Genomic DNA, 19,703 nt, shown 5'->3' on the forward strand with positions numbered 1-19,703 from the left:
AGATCGCGGCCAACTACGCCACCATTGGTGCGGGCATTACGGTGCTCCGCACCGGGCTCCGGGACATCGCCGAGTTCGATGACCGTCTCCGGCAGTTCCAGGCGATCACTGAGACCACCAACACCGAGATGGCCGGCTTCCGGGACCAGCTCCTCGCCGTCGCCGCCACGTCGCGGTTCACCGTCACCGAGCTGGCGGGCGTCTCGATCCAGCTCGGTCAGATCGGTCTGTCCGCAAAGGGCGTCGGCCAGACGCTGAAGCCGGTGCTCGACCTCGCCGCAGCGTCCGGGTCCACCCTCCAGCAGTCGGTGGAGGCCATCACCGCTGTGCTCGGCGCCTACAACCTCGAAGCGTCGCGGTCGGGCGACGTGGCCGACGTGTTCGTGGGTGCGCTGAACCGCACCAAGCTAGGCATGGACCAGCTCCAGCTTGGCATCAGCTACGCCGCCAACGTGGCGCGCGACAGCGGAGTGAGTTTCACCGAGCTGACGGCGGCGCTCGGTGGAATGGCGCAAGCTGGCATCAAGTCGGGGTCCACGCTCGGCACCGGCCTCCGGCAGTTCTTCCAGGAGTTCACCGCCCCCACGGACAAGCTGAAGGACGGCCTGCGCCAGGTCGGCCTCAGCATGGCTGACGTGGACCTCCGGGCCAACGGCCTCATCGGGGTGATCGAGAACCTGCGCCGGGCGGGCTTCGGCACGTCCGAGGCCCTGCGCTCCCTGGACCTCCGAGCCGCCTCCGCCTTCTCGGCCATGCTCGGCCAGGTGGACGTAATCAAGCGGCTCGGTGGCGACCTCACCCTGTCGAACGCGGCGACGGAGGGCGCGGCAAAGGCAAACGAAAGTCTCACCGCGTCTCTGACGCGGTTCGGCAACGTCGCTTTCGGCCTGCTGGACAAGAGCCTCCGGCCGATGGTCACCGGGCTCACCAGCGCGGTGGACGGGGCGTCCGCGCTCACCACTGCCGCCGACAAGCTCGGGGTGGTGCTCCCCATCGTCGGCACCGGGCTCGGCACCATCGCGGTGGCCGCCGCCGGCCTCCGGCTCGGCTCGCTCGCGGCCAGCCTCGCCCCGCTCCTGGCCGGTCTCGCCAACCCGGCGGTGCTGGCCATCGCGGCGACCGGCGCGGCCATCGGTGGCGGTGCCTACCTCGCCCGCATCCTGTCGGACACCGAGCGTGCGAAGGAGGCCCTGGACCAGGTGCGGGCCGTCCGCAACGAGGTGCTGTCCCAGCAGCAGAGCACCGAGACCGGCATCAGCGGGCTGGACCAGCAGCTCGGGCTCCTGCTGGAGCGCCGGGAGAAGCTGAACGCCGACCCCGTGCTTCGCCGGAACACCATCCTGGAAGCTCAGAAAGCGTTCGGCGACCTCGGGCTTAGCATCTCGGCCAACGCCGCCTCCATTGACGAGCTGATCGCGGCCTACCGCCGGCTGCGCACCGAGCTTCAGTCCCAGAACACCGAGCTGCTACAGCGCCAGTTCGCCGTGACCGCGAAGGAGCTGGACGCTCTGGTCACCAAGGGCAACGTGGATCGGCGCTCGGCCGACCAGCGGATTGCCGATGCGCTCGGCAGCAACGCTCCCGAGTTCTCGGACCCGCGCTTCCCCACGGCGGCCACCCGCGGCCCGCGCTCGGACGATACCGGCCTGGCCCGCGCCGGCCTCACCGCCCTGAAGCCCCTGCTGGACGTGATCCGCAACCCGGCCTCGCTCGGCCAGGATGATCCGCTCGGGGTGTCCCGCTACCAGCAGCTCATCCTGGATGAGCGCCAGCGCCTGGAGCGCGAGGCCGCGCCGCTCCGGCTGGACGCATCGAACCCCCTCCGCCTGGCGGCCATCACCGACACACTGGACCGTCTGGACAAGATCGCGGCCCTGTTCGCGGACGCGGTGAAGACCAACGCCGGGGCCATCGCGGCGCAGGGCAAGCTCACCGAGCTGTCGGCCCGTGCCGACGTGTCCCGCCTCCAGCAGGCCCCCGAGTTCCAGGCGTTCTGGCAGCGTGCGGCCGACCTCCAGGCGGGGCTGGCCGAGCGCAGCCGGGCCGTGGACACCGACCGGAGCCTCACCGGCACCGAGAAGAAGGACCGGATCGTGGCCGCGATCCGGGAGACGCAAGCCGACGCCACCATCTTGGAGGCTCAGTTCGAGACCTACCTGGACAGCCTGAAGGCGGCAGGAGCCAGCGACAAGACGGTCACCGAGGCCGGCGCGCGGATCGCGGACCAGCTCAAGAGCCTCCGGCGCGGGGTGACGAAGGAGCTGGACGAAATCGCCTCCAGCATCCGGCCGGACCTGACGCGCGAGCTTCAGGCCGAGCGGAAGGCCACCGCGGCGCAGATCGACACGCTGATGAAGCGGGCCGGCATCACGCGCGACACGGCCGAGCCGGGCGAGATCGAGGCACAGGTGAAGGCGTTGATGGAGCGCCAGCGCGCCATCGCCCGGCAGCTCATTGAGGCCGAGACCGCCAACCCGGATGAGGTGGAGCGCCGGCCCGAGCTGCGCGAGCGGCTGGCCGCCGCGAATGAGGAGCTGGACGCGCGCCTGGCCGGCTACACCGACCGCGTGGCGGAGGCCCGCCGGCGGATTACGGAGAGCCTGCTGGCAAGCCAGGAACGGGCGCTCGGCCGGCAGAAGGCCGTGCTCGATGCCCAGGTGGCAGGGCTCGAAAAGCAAATCCGCGGCCCGGCCACCACGGTGGACAAGGCGGCCGAGCTGGCCGCCAAGGTGCGCGAGCTGCTTCAGCAGGCCATCGGCATCGTGGACCAGCAGGGCCAGCTCCGGCTGGCTCGGGAAGCGGTCACCGCGCCCACCGGCTTCAATCGGACACCGGCCCTATCCGCGGCCGGCAACGCGGTGGCCCGGCAGATCGCGGACGCGGCGGAGGGTGCCGGCCGGAACGACCGGCTGCGGACCCTGATGCGGTTCGGCGCTTTCGAGAGCGACTTCAACCCGGCGGCGGTCTCCTCCACCGGGGCGCGGGGCGTGTTCCAGTTCACCAGGGGGACGGCGGCGGACTTTGGCTTGTCCGATCCCACCGACGTGGCTCAGTCGGCCCTGGCCGCGATCCGCTACTTCGACCAGATCGACAAGACCCTCCAGGCCAAGGGCCTGAACCTCTCCGACGAGAACCGTTACGTCTTGTACAACCAAGGCGAGACGGGCGGATCGGCCCTGCTGGCCAACCCGAACCGCGGCGCGATCCAGGCGCTGATGGATGCCGGGGTGGAGGCGGGCCGGGCGCGGCAGGCCATCACCGCCAACGGTGGCCGGGAGGGCGACACTTCAGCCGAGTTCACGGCCCGGCTGCTGGCCGCCTTCAACGCCAAGGCCACCCGCGCCGACCGCCTGGTGACACCCACCGGGGACGCGCTCGATGAAAGCGAGGCCGCCGGCCGGAAGGCGCGGGCGGAGGCCGCGACGACGGATGAGGCCAACGCCAGGGCCATCCGCCAGAAGCGGATCGCGCTGGAGCAACGGCAGCTTGCCCGTGATGAGCAGGCGCTGTCCGACCGGCTCGCCCTGGACCGCCGGGCCGTGGGCCGCACGCCCGACCTCGCGCCGGCCACCCGGACCATTACCGACCTGGCCGCCCTCCGGGACAAAGACCTCCAGCGAGAGCGCACCAGCGACCGCTTCGCCTCCCTCGCCCCCGATGAGCAGGGTGACCAAGTGGCGCGGATCCAGCGCAGTTATGCCGACCGGGCCGCCAAGCTGGTGGAGGAGAACGCGCGGGCCATCGGTGAGGCCACGCTGAAGACCTACCGGGAGGAGGCCGAGCGCACCAAGGCGCGGGCCGACTTCCTGAAGGGCGAGGAGACGGCCGGGAAGGTAGGGGCCAGCGAGGTGCAGGCCGCCGACGCCGCGGCGCGCCAGGCCGCCGACCGGCTGAAGCTGGAGGGCCAGACCGCAGCCATCCGGGCGGAGGAGCTGGCCCTGGAACAGCAGCTCGAACAGCTCCGCGACAAGGGGCTGTTGAGCGAGACCGGGCGCGCGGCCATCCAGGAGCGGATCACCGAGCTGAAGAAGCGGGAGGCCGAATACGGCGCCAACGCGAACCTCCAGCGGGGGGTAGAGGCGCGCCGGGATGACATCGGGGCCGCGCTCAGTCGCGGATCCTTGGACTTCTTCACGTCGGCCGGGCTGGTGGACCGCAAAACCGGGGAGTTCAAGACAGCGGCGCAGGAGATGGCCAGCTACTGGCAGCAGTCCATGGCCAGTATGTCGGGCTCGATGGCGAACCTGTTCCAGGGCCTGGCCACCGGCACGGTGAGGGGGAAGGACGCCTTCAAGACCTTCGCCACTTCCCTCCTCACCGACATGGCGCAGATCGCGAGCAAGGCCGCGTCCAACGAGATCATGAAGGCCCTGTTCGGTGATTTCATCGGGGGTGGTAGCAGCGCCACCGCATCCGGTGCTGGTGGGGGGCTCGGTTCGATCCTCAGCAGCTTCTTCGGTGCGCCAGCCGCGCCCGGAATGGCGCTCGGCGGCATGGTCACGGGCGGGGTGCCGAACCGGGATAGCGTCCCCCGAACCCTCATGCCTGGTGAGTTCGTCCTGAAGCGGTCGGCGGTGGACGTGATCGGCCGGGAGACCCTAGACCGCATGAACACTATGGGCGCGGGCGTGATGGCGAAGGCTCCCCCGGTAGAGCCGACCCGGTTCGCTAGCTCGGCGAAGGCGGAGACCGCGGTCTATGTGGTGGACCGGGACCAGGTGCCCCCGCCCGGTCCCAATGAGATCGTCTATGCGATTGGCGACAACATCCAGAAGGGCGGCACCATTCGGCAGCTCATCAAGAGGGTAGCAGCCGGAGGCTGAAGGCACCAGGATGCGCGGCTGCGTCCGTCCCTTTGAATGCCGGAAGGAAGCCGAGCTTCACCTTGATCCTTTTAGGATCCGCACCAGATGCTCGCGCCACTGAAACAGGCTGCGAGAAAACGAGATGGCTGTACAACCGGCGGCGTTGGCTGAGGGCCTTTGCTACGTGACGAGCACGGGGCAGGTTCGGCACATAATCAGCCTTGGACCGAATGACCTAGTTTACGAGGCTCGGGGCAAGGAGCCTAAAGAGAAGCCTTGGGGTCCAAAAATTACTGTTAGCATCACTAAATTTTCACAGGATGTTGATAGGGAAGTTCCCTGCCACTACGCCGCAGACTGAAGTTTGAAATACATGGTCTCGGTGTGCTTACCACACCGAGACCATGTGGAAGCTCCCGGCAAGCGGTCCGCATCGTACCAAGTTCACGCGCAGTTCTGGCTATTGAGCAGATTTTTATAGATTTAGCAAAGGCTCTGAAATGCCGTTCGAGCATGCAGAGCTGTACACGCTGATGAACGTAGATGCGGCTATTCAAGATGCCCGCAAATTTAAGTCGGAGGCATCTTGATCATGAACGGTAGGACAGACGCAAAGCTTCAGACGCAAAGAGCGGGCAAGGCACGTCCGAAGGGCAAGGGCTATCGGATGGGGAACAAGCTCCAAGTCACGGTGCTGTTCATGCCGGATCTGGTGGACCGGCTCGATGTCGTTGCTAGAAGGTTCGGGGAGGCGCGGACAGTCGTGATCAACCGCGCGGTGCGCGAGTTTCTAGACCGGGTTGAGGCTCGGTGAGCTGCGAGTGGTCTCGGTGTGGAATGTGCGCCGAGATCAGCTCCGGCGGTTCAACTCCGATCCCTCATCCGCACGCCGGCCCCGCCGCCATTCTCCGGGATGAACTGGACGCCTGCCGTCTCGAACGCCTGACGGATCACCGTCAGAGTAGCCGGACGGGGCTCAGCGCTGGCGCCCTCGAACTGACGCACGGTTACAACCCCCACCGAAGCGGCGGCGGCCAGCTCGGCTTGGGTCCAGTTCAGGAGGCCGCGAGCGGCCCGGCATTGTGCGGCAGAAATCATGGTTTAGTGTCTCAGATCCGTCGAAAAACGACAAGTCTGACCAATAAGGCTTGAAACTTCCTAAACCGTCGTTTATCGCTCGAACGATCGAAAAACGACGGATCAAGCGATGTCCTCCCACCGCTCCCTCTCTTGGTCATCCGCCCGCCGCGACATGCGCGCCGACCGCCTTCAGGTTCCGCCCGGCTTACTCGGCGCTCGTGGTCGCATCGAGCTTGCCGCCCGTGTCGGCAAGGTCGCGTTGGTGAAGGCTGATGGCTTCTTCGATCGCGCCGGCATCATGATCGCCGCCGTCGCTACCGCGAAGGCGCATCAGCTCTCCTACGGCTCGACGTGGGCCGTCGCGATGTCCGTCTCGCTCAGAGCCGCTTGGCAGGCCGCTCGACGCGCCAGGAGCCACTGAGATGCGCCAGCAGATCGAGGACGCCATCGAACGGCTCATCGCCATGCTCGACGCGCTCGACGGCGATGCCGACCTCGAGGACGGCGCGGATTTCGAACCATCGCTCGGTGCGCCGGAGGGCCACGACAGCCAGCTCATCTGGCTGCGCGGCAGCGATACCGACCGAGAGCTAGTGAACCTCTAAGGAGCCCCGACATGACCGAGCCCAAGACCGTTGCCGACGTGCTGGACGCTCTCCTGGCGCACTATGCCGTCCCTGGTGCCTGGATCCGCGACGGCGTTGCCGAGGACGCCGCCGGGCGCTCGGTGCCGGCTGACAGCCCGGAAGCCATCGCCTGGTCATTGGAGGGCGCGCTGGAGCGCGTCATCGGCGAGTGGGAAGGCGACGCGCACCGGTCTGCGCTGCTGTGCGGTGCTTCAGAGGCGTGCGGCGTCGACTTGTCGGACTTCAACGACACGGTTCGCCGCCAGGAGGTGGTCGTCGCGGTGCTGCAAGCTGGGCGCGACAACCCATCTTCTATGACGGTCCTGCGAGCAGCCATGCTGACGTGCTCAACCTAATACGGGTACGGGGAGCACGTGTGATGGGACACCGAGCATGATCGGAACCGTTGAACTCGTTCAAAAATGGCTGCAAGGCCAGCACGATGCCCTCATATCGGATGTGTGTGTATCTAAGGAGCATCCTCGTTGAAAAGGCCTGGAAAGGGCTTCAGCGAGAGGGGACAAATGTGGTAGGCGGGACTGCCACGAGCTTTTCTTAATGATCGTATGATCAAGGTCATGCGGCTTGGCGCTGAACGAGATTATGAGTTGAAACTTCGCCGGTTCGAAATCGATGGCTTCAAATCGCTGAACGAGCTTGATGTAGCTGTTCCGCGCGATCTGATGTTTTTGATAGGGGTCAATGGAGCTGGAAAAAGCACGCTGTTGCAAGCGCTGTCTTTTACGCGATCATTTATCAACCATAGAATTGGTGAATACTACACTGAGCGTGGATGGCAACCTTCGGATACAAGGCCCCGCATAGCACTTCGTACTGTACGTGCGCCGGGCAGGTCTGCTCCGTTGCGCCTTGCCACTCCTAAAAACTTGCAAATTACTTATCATCTGTCGTGCGAACAAGCCGACATTTTTTGGGAATTTGGTTGGAGTCACACTGCCAATACTGTATTAAATGAAAAAATTTGGGCTAAGTATGCTGGTGAGGACAAGCTCACACAGATTGTAAACTATGCAAGACCTAGCCGTTCCTCTTCGAGTGATGCTGATACGCCGCTCAGGATCGAAGACTTGCGCCTGCCGGGATCGATACTGTCGATCCTTCCTGCCAATCGCTTGGCTGAAGGCAGGGATATTGAAATATTAAATGAAGTCAAGCATTGGGCGGACGGCATCGTTTCTCTTGAGCTGTTAAGTCCAGCTGCGATGCGCAGAGGGATCAGAGGCCGCCCAAAAGACATCGGTGCACGAGGTGAACGCCTCGCGAGCTTTATAGCAGCACTACCTATAGCAAAACGCGCGGAGTTGGTGAAGCGTGTTTCTCAATTTTATCCAATTGCTGATCTGGAGGCTATCCGCAAAAACGCCGGCTGGATCGACATGAGAATACTGGAAAGTTACTCGAATATTGCTCGGATAAGTCCGGTGCATATGAGTGATGGTTTTATGCGCATTTTGGCTTTGTGTGCTATTCCCGAATTCGATGAAAATGTAAGCATCGTGCTGCTCGACGAAGTTGAAGACGGGATCGAACCGCATATCCTGCCTGAACTGATAAAGTTCATATCAGGCGCATCAAAGTGCCAATTCATAATGACCTCCCATTCTCCGTACCTCGTGAATTTCTTCGACCGGGACCAGGTTTGTTTCGTTGCACGCCGCGAAGATGGTCAGACCATCGTTGCCAAGTCGGACGAGATGGATCTGTTTCTCAAAGGTGCAGACTATTTCGGTGTCGGCGAGATATGGGCTAACGCTAGCCTCGAAACTGTCTCCAAGGCAGTTCGGCAGACTTACGAGTTGAGGTCGAAGTCTGTTCGGCCTGAAGGAGAAGCGGAAAGGGTCTCTTTGTTTCTGGAGGGAAAATGACAGCCGTTTTACTGTGCGGCGAAGGTCCTCACGATATTGGAAATAAGGATTGGGACAAGAAAACAGGCGAACATACGTATGTAGAAGGATGGATGCAGCCGCTCGTCCGAAAAATTTCTGGACCCAATATTACTTTCAAAACGAAACAACTGCGGGAACTGTTTCTCACGCGGAGACCCGCCGCGTTGAAGCCAATCCCTCACGGGCACAGTGATAAGGCAGCTATTGCAAGATTGATCGCGTCAACGGAAGGATGTGATGTAGTCATATTCATGACCGACGCCGATAGTAATGATGACAAAGAGCGGAAGAAAAAAGTCAAAGAAATTGCTGACGGCTTTGGACTTATAGTCAATGAGGTTGAAGGTGTTCCGTGTGTTCCACGTAGCGCCTCCGAGAGTTGGCTTCTTAGCGATGGTGATGCATGGGCTCAGTTGGGCCTAAAAGACAAAACCATCCTCCCTACTCAAAGCCCGGAAGAGCTTTGGGGCAATCGCGACGACCCTAAAGGCAATCATCCAAAGCACGCATTTTCTCGCGTTGCGTTAAGTGCTGATGCTGAAGATGGCCGTGAAACGCGCATGCGGGTTTGTGAACTCAGCTCACTCGACAAAATGAGGAAAAGGTGTCCAGTCAGTCTTGCGGATTTTGCTGATGAACTTGAGAACTGCCTCGGCATTAAGCCCTAACTTCAAGTAATAGATGGTCGCCTAATTCTCGGCATATGCTTTAAAAATATATAGCCTTTTTCGCCTTGGACATGCGGCTGGCCAATCACAAACGTGCGCAACGTTGCCTCGTCCTGCTGGCGGTCCTGGACTGGACGAGAGCGGCATCCGAGCGCGCTGAAACGGCTGGCAGGGTGATGAGGTTGGTCGGTGAAGGAGAGCGCCGATGTCCTCAGCCTTGTCCGTCGATCTGCGAGAGCGCGTGATCCATGCCGTTGAGGCTTGGGCGTCCCGGCACCAAGCGGCTGAACGCTTGGGGTCAGTCTGGCGAGCGCCAGCCGCTGGTGTGGGCAATGCGCCCGGGAGGGCCACGTCGCGCCCAAGCCGATGGGCGGAGATCAACGCTCGCACCGGATCGAGACGCAGACCGACCTGATCCTGTCGCTCTACGAGGCGCAGCCTGGCATCTACCTGCATGAACTCCGTGCGGCCCTGGCCGAGCGCGGCGTCAGCGTGGCTCAGAGCAGCCTCTCGCGCTTCTTCAAGCGCCATGGGATCTCGCGAAAAAAAGCAGGGGCCACGCGGCCTAGCAAGACCGGCCGGACGTGAGGGCTGCGCGCGAGGCGTGGTTCGAGGGCCAGCTCGACCTCCAGCCGGATGGCCTCGTGTTCATCGATGAGACGGCCGCCAACACCGCCATGGCCCGCCGCAACGGGCGGGCTCCGCGCGGCGAGCGCTGTCGGATGAGCGTGCCCCAGGGCCACTGGAAGACCACCACCGTCACGGCGGCCTTGCGCAGCAACGGCATCACCGCACCGTGGCTGCTCGACGGTGCGATGAACGGGCAGTCCTTCCGCACCTATGTGGCCGACGTGCTCGCCCCAACCCTCAAGGCCGGCGACACCGTCGTGCTCGACAACCTGCCGGCCCACAAGGTCAGCGGCGTCCGCGAGCGCATCGAGGCCGTGGGAGCCCGGCTGCTCTACCTCCCGGCCTACAGCCCCGACTTCAACCCGATCGAGATGGCCTTCGCCAAGCTGAAGGCGCTGCTGCGCAGCGCGGCGGCGCGGACCATCCCGGACCTCTGGGACGCCATCCGACGCAAGCTGTCCCGCTTCGCGCCGGCCGAGTGCCGAGCTTACCTCGCCGCCCCTGGCTACGATGCAACCTGATCGGATGCCGCTCTAAGGAGCAGAGAAATGGAGCCGTTCTTGGGGGGACTACCTACTTTTCTCGTTCCTCACGTGTCCGGGCAAGGGTGTGGTCGGGCCGGTGCGTCCAAAGGTGATGCCGGTTTTGCTCACCAGCAACAAGGTGTGAGCTACGTGGCTGGAGGCACCCGCCGATGAGGCGATGAGGCTTCGGCGTCCGCTGCGGGATGACACGAAGAAAGAGGTAACTCGCTGCGCCCGGAGCGATGGCGGTGAAGGCTGCGCCAGTTACCCCGCGAGATCGGCTGTCTGACGCTTATATCAATCCCTAGTCACAGCCAGGGTGCTTGCGCGCCGTCAGGCCCAGCCGGCTGCGACATTTTGGAACAGGTGGTGATTTGCTGGGGTTATCAGGCGGCAAGTTGGCCAACAGTCGAAGGATACCCTGCCCTCGCTCTAACCGCTTTGCTTCTCCTCCCACCCGCCGTCCTGGCGGCCGAAGGCGGATCGGGAGCGTCAGGAACAAGCCGCTCCGGTACCGCCAACAGCACCGGTCCGAACGATGCCGGCTCGGGAGCCTCGCCGGGTGCGGCCGGAAGCGGGCCCACGACAGGCGGCGGAAGTCGTTCCGGCACCGGGAACAGCACGGGAGCGAACGACGCGGGTTCCGGTTCCTCACCGCGATCGAAGGGGGCGGGCACGAGCGCTCCAACCCGCTGATCTTCGAACCCGCGGGCGCCGCGTATAAACGCGGCGTCACGCGTCAATTCAGGACGCAGAAGCCGCTGATGATGGTGCCATCTGAGCACCAAGGCATCTTCACCCTCGGTGCGGTCGGTTGCGACAGAGAGGCCACCGTCGCGGCAGGCACGTCCAACGGATCCGCCGAGGCTACGGGCACGGAGCCCCGATAGGTGTAGCTGCTACTGCCGCCCCGGTAGGACAGATTGTTGCTGAGGATGCCGTCTGCCTTGGTGCGGTAGTGAGGCGCCACGTAGGTGCCCCGGCTGTTCACATAGCCACCGACGCGGACAACCGTCCCGACCCCGTAACCGCCGCCGCCCCGCCCTCCCCTGGCTTCGGCAGCGCTGTGCCAGCTTGCGGCTGAGAGGATCGCGATCCCAAGCACGACAGCACCACGCATGTTTCACTCCCGCGACGGTCGAGAGCAGCATGCCGAATGCCGATTAAGCGTAGGCGAAGGGGATCGTTCAAATGCTCTCTGTCTCGGGCCAGGCGCATTCCAACGACCGGACGTGCGAGCTTGGGGAGCAGCATGCGCCAGTGCACCCCCAGTGCGACCCAACTCGTTGGGCTGGGGTGCAGCGTTCTCGATTTTGGGGGCTAAGTCCCTGAAGGGAATGGTGCTGCGAGAGAGGATTGAACTCTCGACCTCCTCATTACCAATGAGGTGCTCTACCACTGAGCTACCGCAGCGCGGTGTCGGGGGGCGGTGCCGCCGCCGAACTGGACGCGGCATTAGCCGATCGGATTTGGCTTGGCAACGCTCTTCCGTCGAACAAATTGCAGGAAAGGGTCGAAGAGGCCCCGGCGTGACGATTTGTTGACGGATCAGGGGGGCATCGCTATAGAGCGGCCTCCACGTCCGGCCGCAGCATTGCGCCCGGTCGTTTCGCCTTTGCTTATCATCAGGCTGCGCTGACCGACACCGGACGCTCCGGAGCTGGGTCGTTGCCGCCACGACCAGACGAGGATGCCCCATGGCCAACACCGTGTCGGCCAAGAAGATGACCCGCAAGATCGCCAAGCGCACGGCGATCAACCGCTCGCGCCGCTCCCGGATGCGCACCTTCGTTCGCAAGGTCGAGGAGGCGATTGCCACCGGCGATCAGGGCCAGGCCCTCGCTGCCCTTCGCGTCGCCGAGCCGGAGATCATGCGCGCTGCCCAGCACGGCATCGTTCACAAGAACAACGCCTCGCGGAAGGTCTCTCGCCTGGCCGCCCGCGTGAAGGCGATCGCCGCCTGAGCGGCGCCTGACGGCTCCCCGCCTTCACAGGAAGGCGCTGGAGAGCCGATCGACATGATGACGAATCGAGCCCGGTCCTGCGACCGGGCTTTTTTCGTGTCCGATCGCTGCGCGACTCAGGGCGATCGACGACCGCGACCGTGACGCCCCGATTGCGCTGCCAGCGACCACCGCCGGCCAGAACCGCTTGCGACGGTGAGGGGCTCGACCATGCGGCTCGGTTTTGCACCGACTCGTCGTTCTTCTCCACAGATCGCGCCGCGTTATCCCGAACCGCCTCTTGCTCAGGCCCTGCGCGGCCCTGGTCGGACTTCATTAACCAAGTCTCCAGTGCTTTTCGTTGCCTGCTGCCGCCGCTCCCGTGTAGCTTAACAAAACGTTGCCGAGCGGGCGTCTCTACAAGGTCAGCACCGGCGCTGCCCGAGTCGTCCCCAAGTTGCGGGCAGCCCTTCGACTCTTTGGCCCCAGGGCGACGACTCGACGGCGGCGCAGATGTTTTCCCCGATCGTCCCGTTGTTAGGAGAACGATAGAGGATTGTTGATACACAGCCATCTTTAGCGGCGGCCGGCGGCGCTGCTCTTGACAGCGCCGGAGGCCTTCTCGGCACCGCCCGACTCGGGCGGCGCCTCTCTCGTGTGGCGTATGCGTACGCGTCCCTTCCGGTCCGCCGGGGGAGGATGCGAGGAGACACGGTGATGCACCTCGACGGCAGCATGGCGGACGGCGATGGCGGAAACGGCAGGGGGAACACCGACATCCCCGCGGCCTGGACGCGGGTGAAACGGCGGCTGCGGGCGGAGCTCGGCGAGGACGTGTTCGCGAGCTGGTTCGCCCGCCTCGAACTGGAGGATGTGGAGGGCGGCGTCGCCCGACTCACCGTGCCGACCCGATTCCTCAAGAGCTGGATCGAATCGCACTATCTCGACCGGGTTCTGACGACCTTCCGGGCCGAGGCTGACGGCGTGAGCCGCATCGAAGTCGGCGTGCGCGGTGCCTCCGCTCCGGCGCGGCCGAGCGCCGGGACGCAGACGAAACCGAATCCGACGAGCGGGCCGCTGACCCGGCTCCACGCGACGGCGACCCCCGCCGCGCTTCAGGGCCCCGGCCCGATGGTGGAGACCGAGATCGCCGCGCCGCGTGGCGAATCGGGCTCGGTCGATCTCAACGGTGCTCCGCTCGATGCGCGACTCACCTTCGCGAGCTTCGTGGTCGGCCGCTCCAACGCGCTCGCTCATGCCGCTGCCGAGCGGATCGCCCGCAGCGACGGCGATGGCGCCCTCTACAATCCGCTCTACGTCCATGCCGGCGTCGGCCTCGGCAAGACGCACCTGCTGCACGCCGCCGGCCATGCCGCCCGTGAGGCCGGGCGCCGGGTGATCTATCTCACCGCCGACCGCTTCATGTATGGCTTCGTCAACGCCCTGAAGACGCAGAGCGCTCTGGCCTTCAAGGAGCGGCTGCGGGCCATCGACCTGCTGATCCTCGACGACGTGCAGTTCATCCAGGGCAAGTCGATCCAGACCGAGTTCGGTCACACCCTCAACGCCCTGATCGATTCGGGCCGTCAGGTCGTGGTCGCCTCCGACCGTCCGCCGACGGAGCTGGAGGCGCTCGACGAGCGCGTGCGCTCGCGTCTGGCCGGTGGTCTCGTCGTCGAGATCGGCGGCCTCGACGAGGGCCTGCGCGCCTCGATCCTCTCCGCCCGCCTCGACGCCGTGCGGCAGAGCCACCCGAATTTCGAGGTTTCGCCGGCCGTCTCGGCCTACGTGGCCCGGGCGATCACCGCCAACGGCCGCGATCTCGAAGGCGCGGTGAACCGGCTGCTGGCCCATGCCACGCTGACCGGCGCGCCGGTCACCGTCGAGACCGCCGAGACCGCGATCCGCGACCTCGTGAAGAACCGCGAGCCGAAGCGGGTGAAGATCGAGGACATCCAGAAGCTGGTGGCCTCGCGCTACAACGTCTCGCGCTCCGACATCCTGTCCGAGCGTCGCACCGCCGCCGTGGTGAAGCCGCGCCAGATCGCGATGTATCTGTCGAAGGTGCTGACGCTGCGTTCGCTTCCCGAAATCGGCCGCCGCTTCGGCGGGCGCGATCACACCACGGTGCTGCACGCGGTGCGCAAGATCGAGAAGCAGATCGGCGAGGACGCGGTGCTCGGCGACGAGGTCGAGCTGCTGAAGCGCATGCTGCAGGATTGAGCGTGACGGCGGGGCCGACGCGGCTCCGCCCACCTCCCCGCTTGCGCGCGGGACAGAGCCCGCGGCGCCCTTGCCTTCGGGGGGGCGCTTCGCCAAGCTGCCCAGCCCCGTTCCGCTCCCGTGCCCGGGCCGGACCGCGAGCGGACGGGGCCTTTGTTCAAGAGACGACGGGTTTTCCGATGAGAGTCACAGTCGAGCGCGCGGCCCTCCTGAGATCGCTCGGCCACGTGCACCGGGTCGTGGAGCGGCGCAACACGATCCCGATCCTCTCCAACGTCCTGCTGCGCACGGGCGAGAACGGCCTGCAGCTGAAGGCGACCGACCTCGACATCGAGGTGACCGAGACGGTCGCCGCCGACGTGCTCGATGCCGGTGCCACCACCGTACCGGCCCACGTCATCTACGACATCGTCCGCAAGCTGCCCGAGGGCGCGCAGGTCTCCCTGGAGACCTCCGGCGAGACGGGGCAGATGACGATCCGCTCCGGCCGCTCGCGCTTCGCGCTGGGCGCCCTTCCCGAGGGCGATTTCCCCGATCTCGCCGCGGGCGAGTTGCCGCATTCGTTCTCGATCCCGGCCTCCGAGCTGAAGCAGCTGATCGAAAAGACCCAGTTCGCGATCTCGACCGAGGAGACGCGCTACTATCTCAACGGCATCTACTTCCACACCGTCGAGGTGGAGGGCGCGCTGAAGCTGCGTGCGGTGGCCACCGACGGACACCGGCTGGCACGGGTCGAGACCGACGCGCCCGAGGGAAGCCGCGGCATGCCGGGCATCATCGTGCCGCGCAAGGCGGTCGCCGAGATCCAGAAGCTCGTCGACGACGGCGGCGAGAGCGTGCAGGTCGAGCTGTCGCCGGCCAAGATCCGCCTGACCTTCGCCGGAGGCGTGACCCTGATCTCGAAGCTCATCGACGGCACCTTCCCCGACTACCAGCGGGTCATCCCGACCGGCAACGACAAGCGCCTGACGGTCGAGCGCGATGCCTTCGCCAAGGCGGTGGACCGCGTCTCGACGATCTCGTCGGAGCGTGGGCGCGCGGTGAAGCTCGCCGTGGCCGAGGGGCGGCTCGCCCTCTCGGTCACGAACCCGGATGCCGGCTCGGCGACCGAGGAGCTGGACGTCGATTACGAGGCCTCCGCCCTCGATATCGGCTTCAATGCCCGCTACCTCCTCGACATCACCGCGCAGCTCCAGGGCGACACGGCGCTGTTCAAGCTCGCCGATCCCGGCTCGCCGACGCTGATCCAGGATCGCGACGGGGCGCCGGCCCTCTACGTTCTGATGCCGATGCGCGTGTGAGTCCGCTTCCGGCTCCGGCCGGATCGGATATATCGCTCGGATGGACACCCTGCCGGGAGGCACGCGCCTCACCCGACTGATCGCCCGCGATTTTCGCAACCACGTCGATCTGGATCTGGCCACGACGCGCCGCTTCGTGGCTCTGGTCGGCGAGAACGGTGCGGGAAAGACCAACATCCTCGAGGCGGTCTCGCTGTTCTGTCCGGGTCGCGGCCTGCGCCGGGCGGATCTCGCGACCATGGCGCGGGTCGGCGGGCCCGGCGGCTTCGCCGTCTCGGCGACGTTGGAGACGGCGGAAGCCGAGCATCGGCTGGGCTCCGGCTACGAGCCGCCGGGCTATGACGGCCGCGGCACCCGGGTCTGCCGCATCGACGGAGCCCCCGCCCCCTCCCCCGTCGCCTTCTCGGAGTTCCTGCGCATCGTCTGGCTCACGCCGGATTTCGACGGGCTTTTCCGCGGCGCGGCCGGCGATCGGCGCCGCTTCCTCGACCGGCTGGTGCTGGCCGTCGATGCCGGCCACGGCGCCCGTGTCTCGGCGATGGAGCGGGCGCTGCGCTCGCGCAACCGGTTGCTGGACGAGCGGCCGGATGACGGCCGCTGGCTCGACGCGGTCGAGCGCGAGGTGGCGGAGCTCGGCGTCGCCGTGGCCCTCGCCCGCCGCGAGACCGTGGAGCGGCTCGACCGGCTGATTGCCGAGACGCGGGACGACGCTGCGCCCTTCCCCTGGGCATCCATCCGCTTGGAGGGCGATCTCGACGACCTCGTCGCGGTCTGGCCGGCCTTGGAGGCGGAGGACCGTTTTCGCCGGGCGCTGATGCAGGGCCGCCACCGGGACCGTGCGGCCGGGCGGACCCTGATCGGGCCGCAAACCACCGACCTTCTCGTGCGCCATGGCCCCAAGGACGTGCCCGCCGCCACCGCCTCGACCGGCGAGCAGAAGGCGCTGCTGATCGGCCTCGTTCTGGCCCATGCCCGCCTCGTGCGCGCGATGAGCGGGCTCACCCCCCTGATCCTCCTCGATGAAGTCGCCGCCCATCTCGATCCGCGCCGCCGTGGCGGGCTGTTCGATGCGCTCGAAGCGCTGGAGGGCCAGGTTTGGATGACGGGCGCCGATCCGGCCCTGTTCGCCGAATTGGAAGGGCGAGCCGACCTGATCGGTGTTTCTGACGGGCGGATTCTGCCCGCGTCAACCTGAGTCTCAAGCCGTCGCGGATGCGATGTCCGTTTGCGAAAAATCGTTGCCGACGAAGAGAAGTGGAATGTTGCGCGTCCTCGCGCAGGCATAGGCGAAGCAGTCGCCCATGTTCAGTTGTGCGGGATGGCCCTGGCCTTTTCCGAAACGGGCAAAGGCGATGAGCGCCGCGTGGCCGTCGCGGGGCTCGATCGCTACAATCTCGATCGACGCCGCTTTGATAAACTCGCCAATGTCCTGCTGTGCCGTCTCGATGGAAATCCGCTTCTTGCGGCACACGGCCGTCGCGGTCTCGAAAATCGCGAGGGCCGACGTGATCGGCTCGCTGGATTGCTCAATTTGCTCTGTCAGGGCCTCGAAGCCGGCCTCTCGCGTCAGGATTGCGACCAGAGCAGAGGCATCGACGAACATCACTCGTCGTTCAAGCTGTCGAAGAAGGCCTTGTCTGCCTCTAGGCCGGTGCTGGGATAGCTGTCGATGCGATCCAGAAGCGGCTTGATGCGCTCGGCCAGTGGAAGCGACGCTTCGCGCCGTTGCAGTTCGTTGGAGAGTGCCATACGCACCGCCTCCGCCTTATTGACATGCGTCACCGCCGCCAGCCTTTCGGCCAGAAGCTCGATCTCCTCGCTTTCGATTGTCAGGGACATGGCTGCATGCCTCGCGGGACTGGGCTAGGGTAGGTGCCGCCCCGCTTCGCCGCAAGCTGTCGCTCCATTCCCACCGTTCATTTCAAGCCATCAGAGATCTCATGCCCGCTCGCCTCGACGAGGCCCGTGCCGCGCTGAAGAAGACCTTCGGCTACGACGATTTCCGCCCCGGTCAGGACGAGGTGATCGGTGCCGTGCTCGACGGCGCGGACGTGTTCGCGGTGATGCCGACGGGCTCGGGCAAGTCGATGACCTACCAGCTGCCCGCCCTGGTCGATGCCGGGCTGACCGTGGTGGTCTCGCCCCTGATCGCGCTGATGCACGATCAGGTGCAGCAGATGCACGCCTTCGGTATCGAGGCCGCGACCCTCAACTCGACCGTGGCCGAAGCCACCTCCCGCGAGACGTGGCGCAAGATCCGCTCGGGCGACCTGCGCCTCCTGTTCGTCTCGCCCGAACGCCTCCTGATGGACGGCTGCATGGACGCGCTGCGCGGCGCCGGGGTACGGCGGCTCGCGGTGGACGAGGCGCATTGCGTCTCGCAATGGGGCCACGACTTCCGCCCCGAATACCGCGAGATCGCCCGCGCCCGCGAGGCGCTCGGCAATGTGCAGACGCTCGCCCTCACCGCCACCGCCGACGCGGCGACCCGGGCCGAGATCGCCGAGCGGCTGTTCCCGGCGGGGCGGCCCCCGAGAACCTTCGTCCATTCCTTCGACCGGCCGAACATCCGGCTGACCTTCCAGCCCAAGGACAACCCGACCCGCCAGCTGGAGCGCTTCCTACGCGACCGGCGGGCCGAGAGCGGCATCATCTACTGCTCGTCGCGCAAGCGCGTGGAGCAATTGGCCGACACCCTGAAGGGCGACGGCTTCAACGCCCTGCCCTACCATGCCGGGCTCGACCAGAGCACGCGGGCGAGGAACCAGGACACCTTCCTGCAGGAGGACGGCGTGGTGATGACCGCCACGATCGCCTTCGGCATGGGCATCAACAAGCCCGACGTGCGCTACGTCTGCCACGCCGACATGCCGACCAACATCGAGGGCTACTATCAGGAGATCGGTCGCGCCGGCCGCGACGGGCTGCCCTCCGACACGCTGACCCTCTACGGCCTCGACGACATGGCGCTGCGCCGCCGCCAGATCGACGAAAAGGAGATCTCGGAGGAGCGCCGCCGTGTGGAGCGGCGCAAGCTCGAGGCGATGATCGCGCTCTGCGAGGGCGCCGCTTGTCGGCGCCAGTCGCTGCTCGGCTATTTCGGCGAGGCGAGCGAGCGGTGTGGCCGCTGCGATCTCTGCCGCAGCGGCGTCTCCCTCATCGACGGCACGGTGGCGGCGCAGAAGCTGCTCTCGGCCATCGTACGCACCGGCCAGCGCTTCGGCGCCGCCTATGTCTGCGACGTCGTGCACGGCAAGGAGAGCGAACCGATCCGCCGCAACGGGCACGCCGCGCTGAAGACCTTCGGCGTCGGCGCCGACAAGCCCGTCGCGGCGTGGCGCGCCCTCCTGCGCCAGCTCTTCGCTGCGGGGGCCGTGGCCGAGAACACCGACGGCTATGGCGGCCTCGTCATGACCGAGAAGGGCGAGGCGATCCTGTTCGGGCGCGAGACCATCGAGGTCCGCCCCGATCCCGAGCCGAAGAAGGCCGAACCCAGGAGCCGTCGCCCCGTCGCCCGCGACGACGAGGCGAACGCGCTGAACGAGGCGGACGAGGCCCTGTTCCAGCACCTGCGCGGCCTGCGGGCCACCATCGCCCGGGCCGAGGGCATCGCCGCCTTCATGGTGTTTCCAGATCGGACGCTGATCGAGATGGCGCGTGCGAAGCCGGTCGATCTCTGGGCGCTCCGCACGGTCCACGGGGTCGGCGAGCGCAAGCGCGAGGCCTATGGCCAGCGTTTCACCGATGCGATCAGCGAATTTCTGGCCGACGCCAAGAAGACCGGTTGAACGGGGTGCCGCGCGATCCGAGCGGGGGCCGCGTCAGCAAGCTCGCGCGACCCAGGTGTGAGGACCGAATCCGCGACCCGGAACGGATCGACCGGATATGGTCTGAACCGTCTCGATCACACGTCCGACGACTCGCCGCGACCGCCGGCCGCAGGACCGGCGATTTGCCATGCAAGCCTTATCCACATATTGTCCACAGGAAGAACAT

Annotated in this window: 16 protein-coding genes, 1 tRNA gene and 1 pseudogene; 13 read left to right on the plus strand and 5 right to left on the minus strand. The window is 65.8% G+C overall.

Annotation, left to right across the window (positions count from 1 at the left end; genetic code table 11):
• Positions 1-41 precede the first annotated feature (41 nt).
• Entirely contained in the window at positions 42-4,823 is a 4,782-nt protein-coding gene (locus HNR51_RS06670; RefSeq protein WP_182554391.1) for a phage tail tape measure protein, read from the plus strand.
• A gap of 846 nt (positions 4,824-5,669) precedes the next feature.
• Here HNR51_RS06670 and HNR51_RS06675 read toward each other — a convergent pair.
• Complete coding sequence (locus tag HNR51_RS06675; RefSeq protein ID WP_182554392.1) at positions 5,670-5,903, minus strand: helix-turn-helix domain-containing protein; 234 nt, start codon at positions 5,901-5,903, stop codon at positions 5,670-5,672.
• 154 nt (positions 5,904-6,057) lie between these two features.
• Here HNR51_RS06675 and HNR51_RS06680 point away from each other — a divergent pair, with 154 nt between their 5' ends.
• The 7 genes and pseudogenes from HNR51_RS06680 to HNR51_RS26930 all read left to right on the plus strand — a co-directional run bounded on the left by HNR51_RS06680 (position 6,058) and on the right by HNR51_RS26930 (position 10,936).
• The gene (locus HNR51_RS06680; RefSeq protein WP_239681530.1) at positions 6,058-6,306 is read left to right on the plus strand and encodes a hypothetical protein; all 249 of its coding nucleotides are present in this window, start codon (positions 6,058-6,060) and stop codon (positions 6,304-6,306) included.
• 1 nt (position 6,307) lies between these two features.
• Positions 6,308-6,490, plus strand: a complete 183-nt coding sequence (locus HNR51_RS06685; protein WP_210279858.1) for a hypothetical protein — start codon at positions 6,308-6,310, stop codon at positions 6,488-6,490.
• Positions 6,491-6,501: 11 nt separating this feature from the next.
• Entirely contained in the window at positions 6,502-6,867 is a 366-nt protein-coding gene (locus HNR51_RS06690; RefSeq protein ID WP_182554394.1) for a hypothetical protein, read from the plus strand.
• A gap of 210 nt (positions 6,868-7,077) precedes the next feature.
• Positions 7,078-8,397, plus strand: coding sequence for an AAA family ATPase (locus HNR51_RS06695; protein ID WP_182554395.1), 1,320 nt, complete (start codon positions 7,078-7,080; stop codon positions 8,395-8,397).
• Positions 8,394-9,086 carry a hypothetical protein gene (locus tag HNR51_RS06700; protein ID WP_182554396.1) on the plus strand — a complete coding sequence of 231 codons (693 nt, stop codon included), beginning with the start codon at positions 8,394-8,396 and terminating at the stop codon, positions 9,084-9,086. The genes HNR51_RS06695 and HNR51_RS06700 overlap by 4 nt, the downstream gene beginning before the upstream one ends.
• Positions 9,087-9,291: 205 nt before the next feature.
• A pseudogene (locus HNR51_RS06705) lies at positions 9,292-10,237 on the plus strand (IS630 family transposase).
• A gap of 375 nt (positions 10,238-10,612) precedes the next feature.
• The gene (locus HNR51_RS26930) at positions 10,613-10,936 is read left to right on the plus strand and encodes a hypothetical protein (protein WP_373325210.1); all 324 of its coding nucleotides are present in this window, start codon (positions 10,613-10,615) and stop codon (positions 10,934-10,936) included.
• A gap of 43 nt (positions 10,937-10,979) precedes the next feature.
• On the opposite strand, the gene HNR51_RS06710 is transcribed toward HNR51_RS26930, so the two are convergent.
• Both HNR51_RS06710 and HNR51_RS06715 read right to left on the minus strand, forming a co-directional pair.
• Positions 10,980-11,360 (minus strand): hypothetical protein, encoded by a 381-nt coding sequence (locus tag HNR51_RS06710; RefSeq protein WP_182554397.1) that lies wholly within the window; start codon positions 11,358-11,360, stop codon positions 10,980-10,982.
• A 218-nt stretch (positions 11,361-11,578) separates the two neighbouring features.
• Positions 11,579-11,653: transfer RNA gene (locus tag HNR51_RS06715), tRNA-Thr, on the minus strand.
• A gap of 284 nt (positions 11,654-11,937) precedes the next feature.
• Between HNR51_RS06715 and rpsT the strand changes: the two genes are divergently transcribed.
• From rpsT to recF, 4 genes are all read left to right on the plus strand, one after another.
• Complete coding sequence (rpsT, locus tag HNR51_RS06720) at positions 11,938-12,204, plus strand: 30S ribosomal protein S20 (RefSeq protein ID WP_012451962.1); 267 nt, start codon at positions 11,938-11,940, stop codon at positions 12,202-12,204.
• A gap of 696 nt (positions 12,205-12,900) precedes the next feature.
• The gene (gene dnaA / locus HNR51_RS06725; protein WP_012451963.1) at positions 12,901-14,406 is read left to right on the plus strand and encodes a chromosomal replication initiator protein DnaA; all 1,506 of its coding nucleotides are present in this window, start codon (positions 12,901-12,903) and stop codon (positions 14,404-14,406) included.
• A 179-nt stretch (positions 14,407-14,585) separates the two neighbouring features.
• Positions 14,586-15,707 carry a DNA polymerase III subunit beta gene (gene dnaN / locus HNR51_RS06730; RefSeq protein ID WP_141949593.1) on the plus strand — a complete coding sequence of 374 codons (1,122 nt, stop codon included), beginning with the start codon at positions 14,586-14,588 and terminating at the stop codon, positions 15,705-15,707.
• Between the two features lie 40 nt (positions 15,708-15,747).
• Positions 15,748-16,902, plus strand: a complete 1,155-nt coding sequence (recF, locus tag HNR51_RS06735) for a DNA replication/repair protein RecF (RefSeq protein WP_182554398.1) — start codon at positions 15,748-15,750, stop codon at positions 16,900-16,902.
• Positions 16,903-16,905: 3 nt separating this feature from the next.
• Here the strand turns inward: recF and HNR51_RS06740 are convergent, their stop codons facing one another.
• Complete coding sequence (locus HNR51_RS06740; protein ID WP_182554399.1) at positions 16,906-17,310, minus strand: type II toxin-antitoxin system VapC family toxin; 405 nt, start codon at positions 17,308-17,310, stop codon at positions 16,906-16,908.
• The gene (locus HNR51_RS06745; RefSeq protein ID WP_152278985.1) at positions 17,310-17,546 is read right to left on the minus strand and encodes a type II toxin-antitoxin system VapB family antitoxin; all 237 of its coding nucleotides are present in this window, start codon (positions 17,544-17,546) and stop codon (positions 17,310-17,312) included. Before HNR51_RS06745 ends, HNR51_RS06740 begins: the two co-directional genes overlap by 1 nt.
• A gap of 101 nt (positions 17,547-17,647) precedes the next feature.
• On the opposite strand from HNR51_RS06745, the gene recQ reads away from it, so the two are divergent.
• Positions 17,648-19,495, plus strand: a complete 1,848-nt coding sequence (gene recQ / locus HNR51_RS06750; RefSeq protein WP_182554400.1) for a DNA helicase RecQ — start codon at positions 17,648-17,650, stop codon at positions 19,493-19,495.
• Positions 19,496-19,703: the final 208 nt, after the last annotated feature.

Source organism: Methylorubrum thiocyanatum, from assembly GCA_014138645.1.
GTDB classification, from domain to species: domain Bacteria; phylum Pseudomonadota; class Alphaproteobacteria; order Rhizobiales; family Beijerinckiaceae; genus Methylobacterium; species Methylobacterium thiocyanatum.

Bases quoted from the DNA above. Each gene is read 5' to 3' on its own strand.
- HNR51_RS06675 (WP_182554392.1), bottom strand. From the start codon at position 5,903: ATGATTTCTGCCGCACAATGCCGGGCCGCTCGCGGCCTCCTGAACTGG.
- HNR51_RS06680 (WP_239681530.1), top strand. From the start codon at position 6,058: ATGCGCGCCGACCGCCTTCAGGTTCCGCCCGGCTTACTCGGCGCTCGT.
- HNR51_RS06685 (WP_210279858.1), top strand. From the start codon at position 6,308: ATGCGCCAGCAGATCGAGGACGCCATCGAACGGCTCATCGCCATGCTC.
- HNR51_RS06690 (WP_182554394.1), top strand. From the start codon at position 6,502: ATGACCGAGCCCAAGACCGTTGCCGACGTGCTGGACGCTCTCCTGGCG.
- HNR51_RS06695 (WP_182554395.1), top strand. From the start codon at position 7,078: ATGATCAAGGTCATGCGGCTTGGCGCTGAACGAGATTATGAGTTGAAA.
- HNR51_RS06700 (WP_182554396.1), top strand. From the start codon at position 8,394: ATGACAGCCGTTTTACTGTGCGGCGAAGGTCCTCACGATATTGGAAAT.
- HNR51_RS06710 (WP_182554397.1), bottom strand. From the start codon at position 11,360: ATGCGTGGTGCTGTCGTGCTTGGGATCGCGATCCTCTCAGCCGCAAGC.
- rpsT (WP_012451962.1), top strand. From the start codon at position 11,938: ATGGCCAACACCGTGTCGGCCAAGAAGATGACCCGCAAGATCGCCAAG.
- dnaA (WP_012451963.1), top strand. From the start codon at position 12,901: ATGCACCTCGACGGCAGCATGGCGGACGGCGATGGCGGAAACGGCAGG.
- dnaN (WP_141949593.1), top strand. From the start codon at position 14,586: ATGAGAGTCACAGTCGAGCGCGCGGCCCTCCTGAGATCGCTCGGCCAC.
- recF (WP_182554398.1), top strand. From the start codon at position 15,748: ATGGACACCCTGCCGGGAGGCACGCGCCTCACCCGACTGATCGCCCGC.
- HNR51_RS06740 (WP_182554399.1), bottom strand. From the start codon at position 17,310: ATGTTCGTCGATGCCTCTGCTCTGGTCGCAATCCTGACGCGAGAGGCC.
- HNR51_RS06745 (WP_152278985.1), bottom strand. From the start codon at position 17,546: ATGTCCCTGACAATCGAAAGCGAGGAGATCGAGCTTCTGGCCGAAAGG.
- recQ (WP_182554400.1), top strand. From the start codon at position 17,648: ATGCCCGCTCGCCTCGACGAGGCCCGTGCCGCGCTGAAGAAGACCTTC.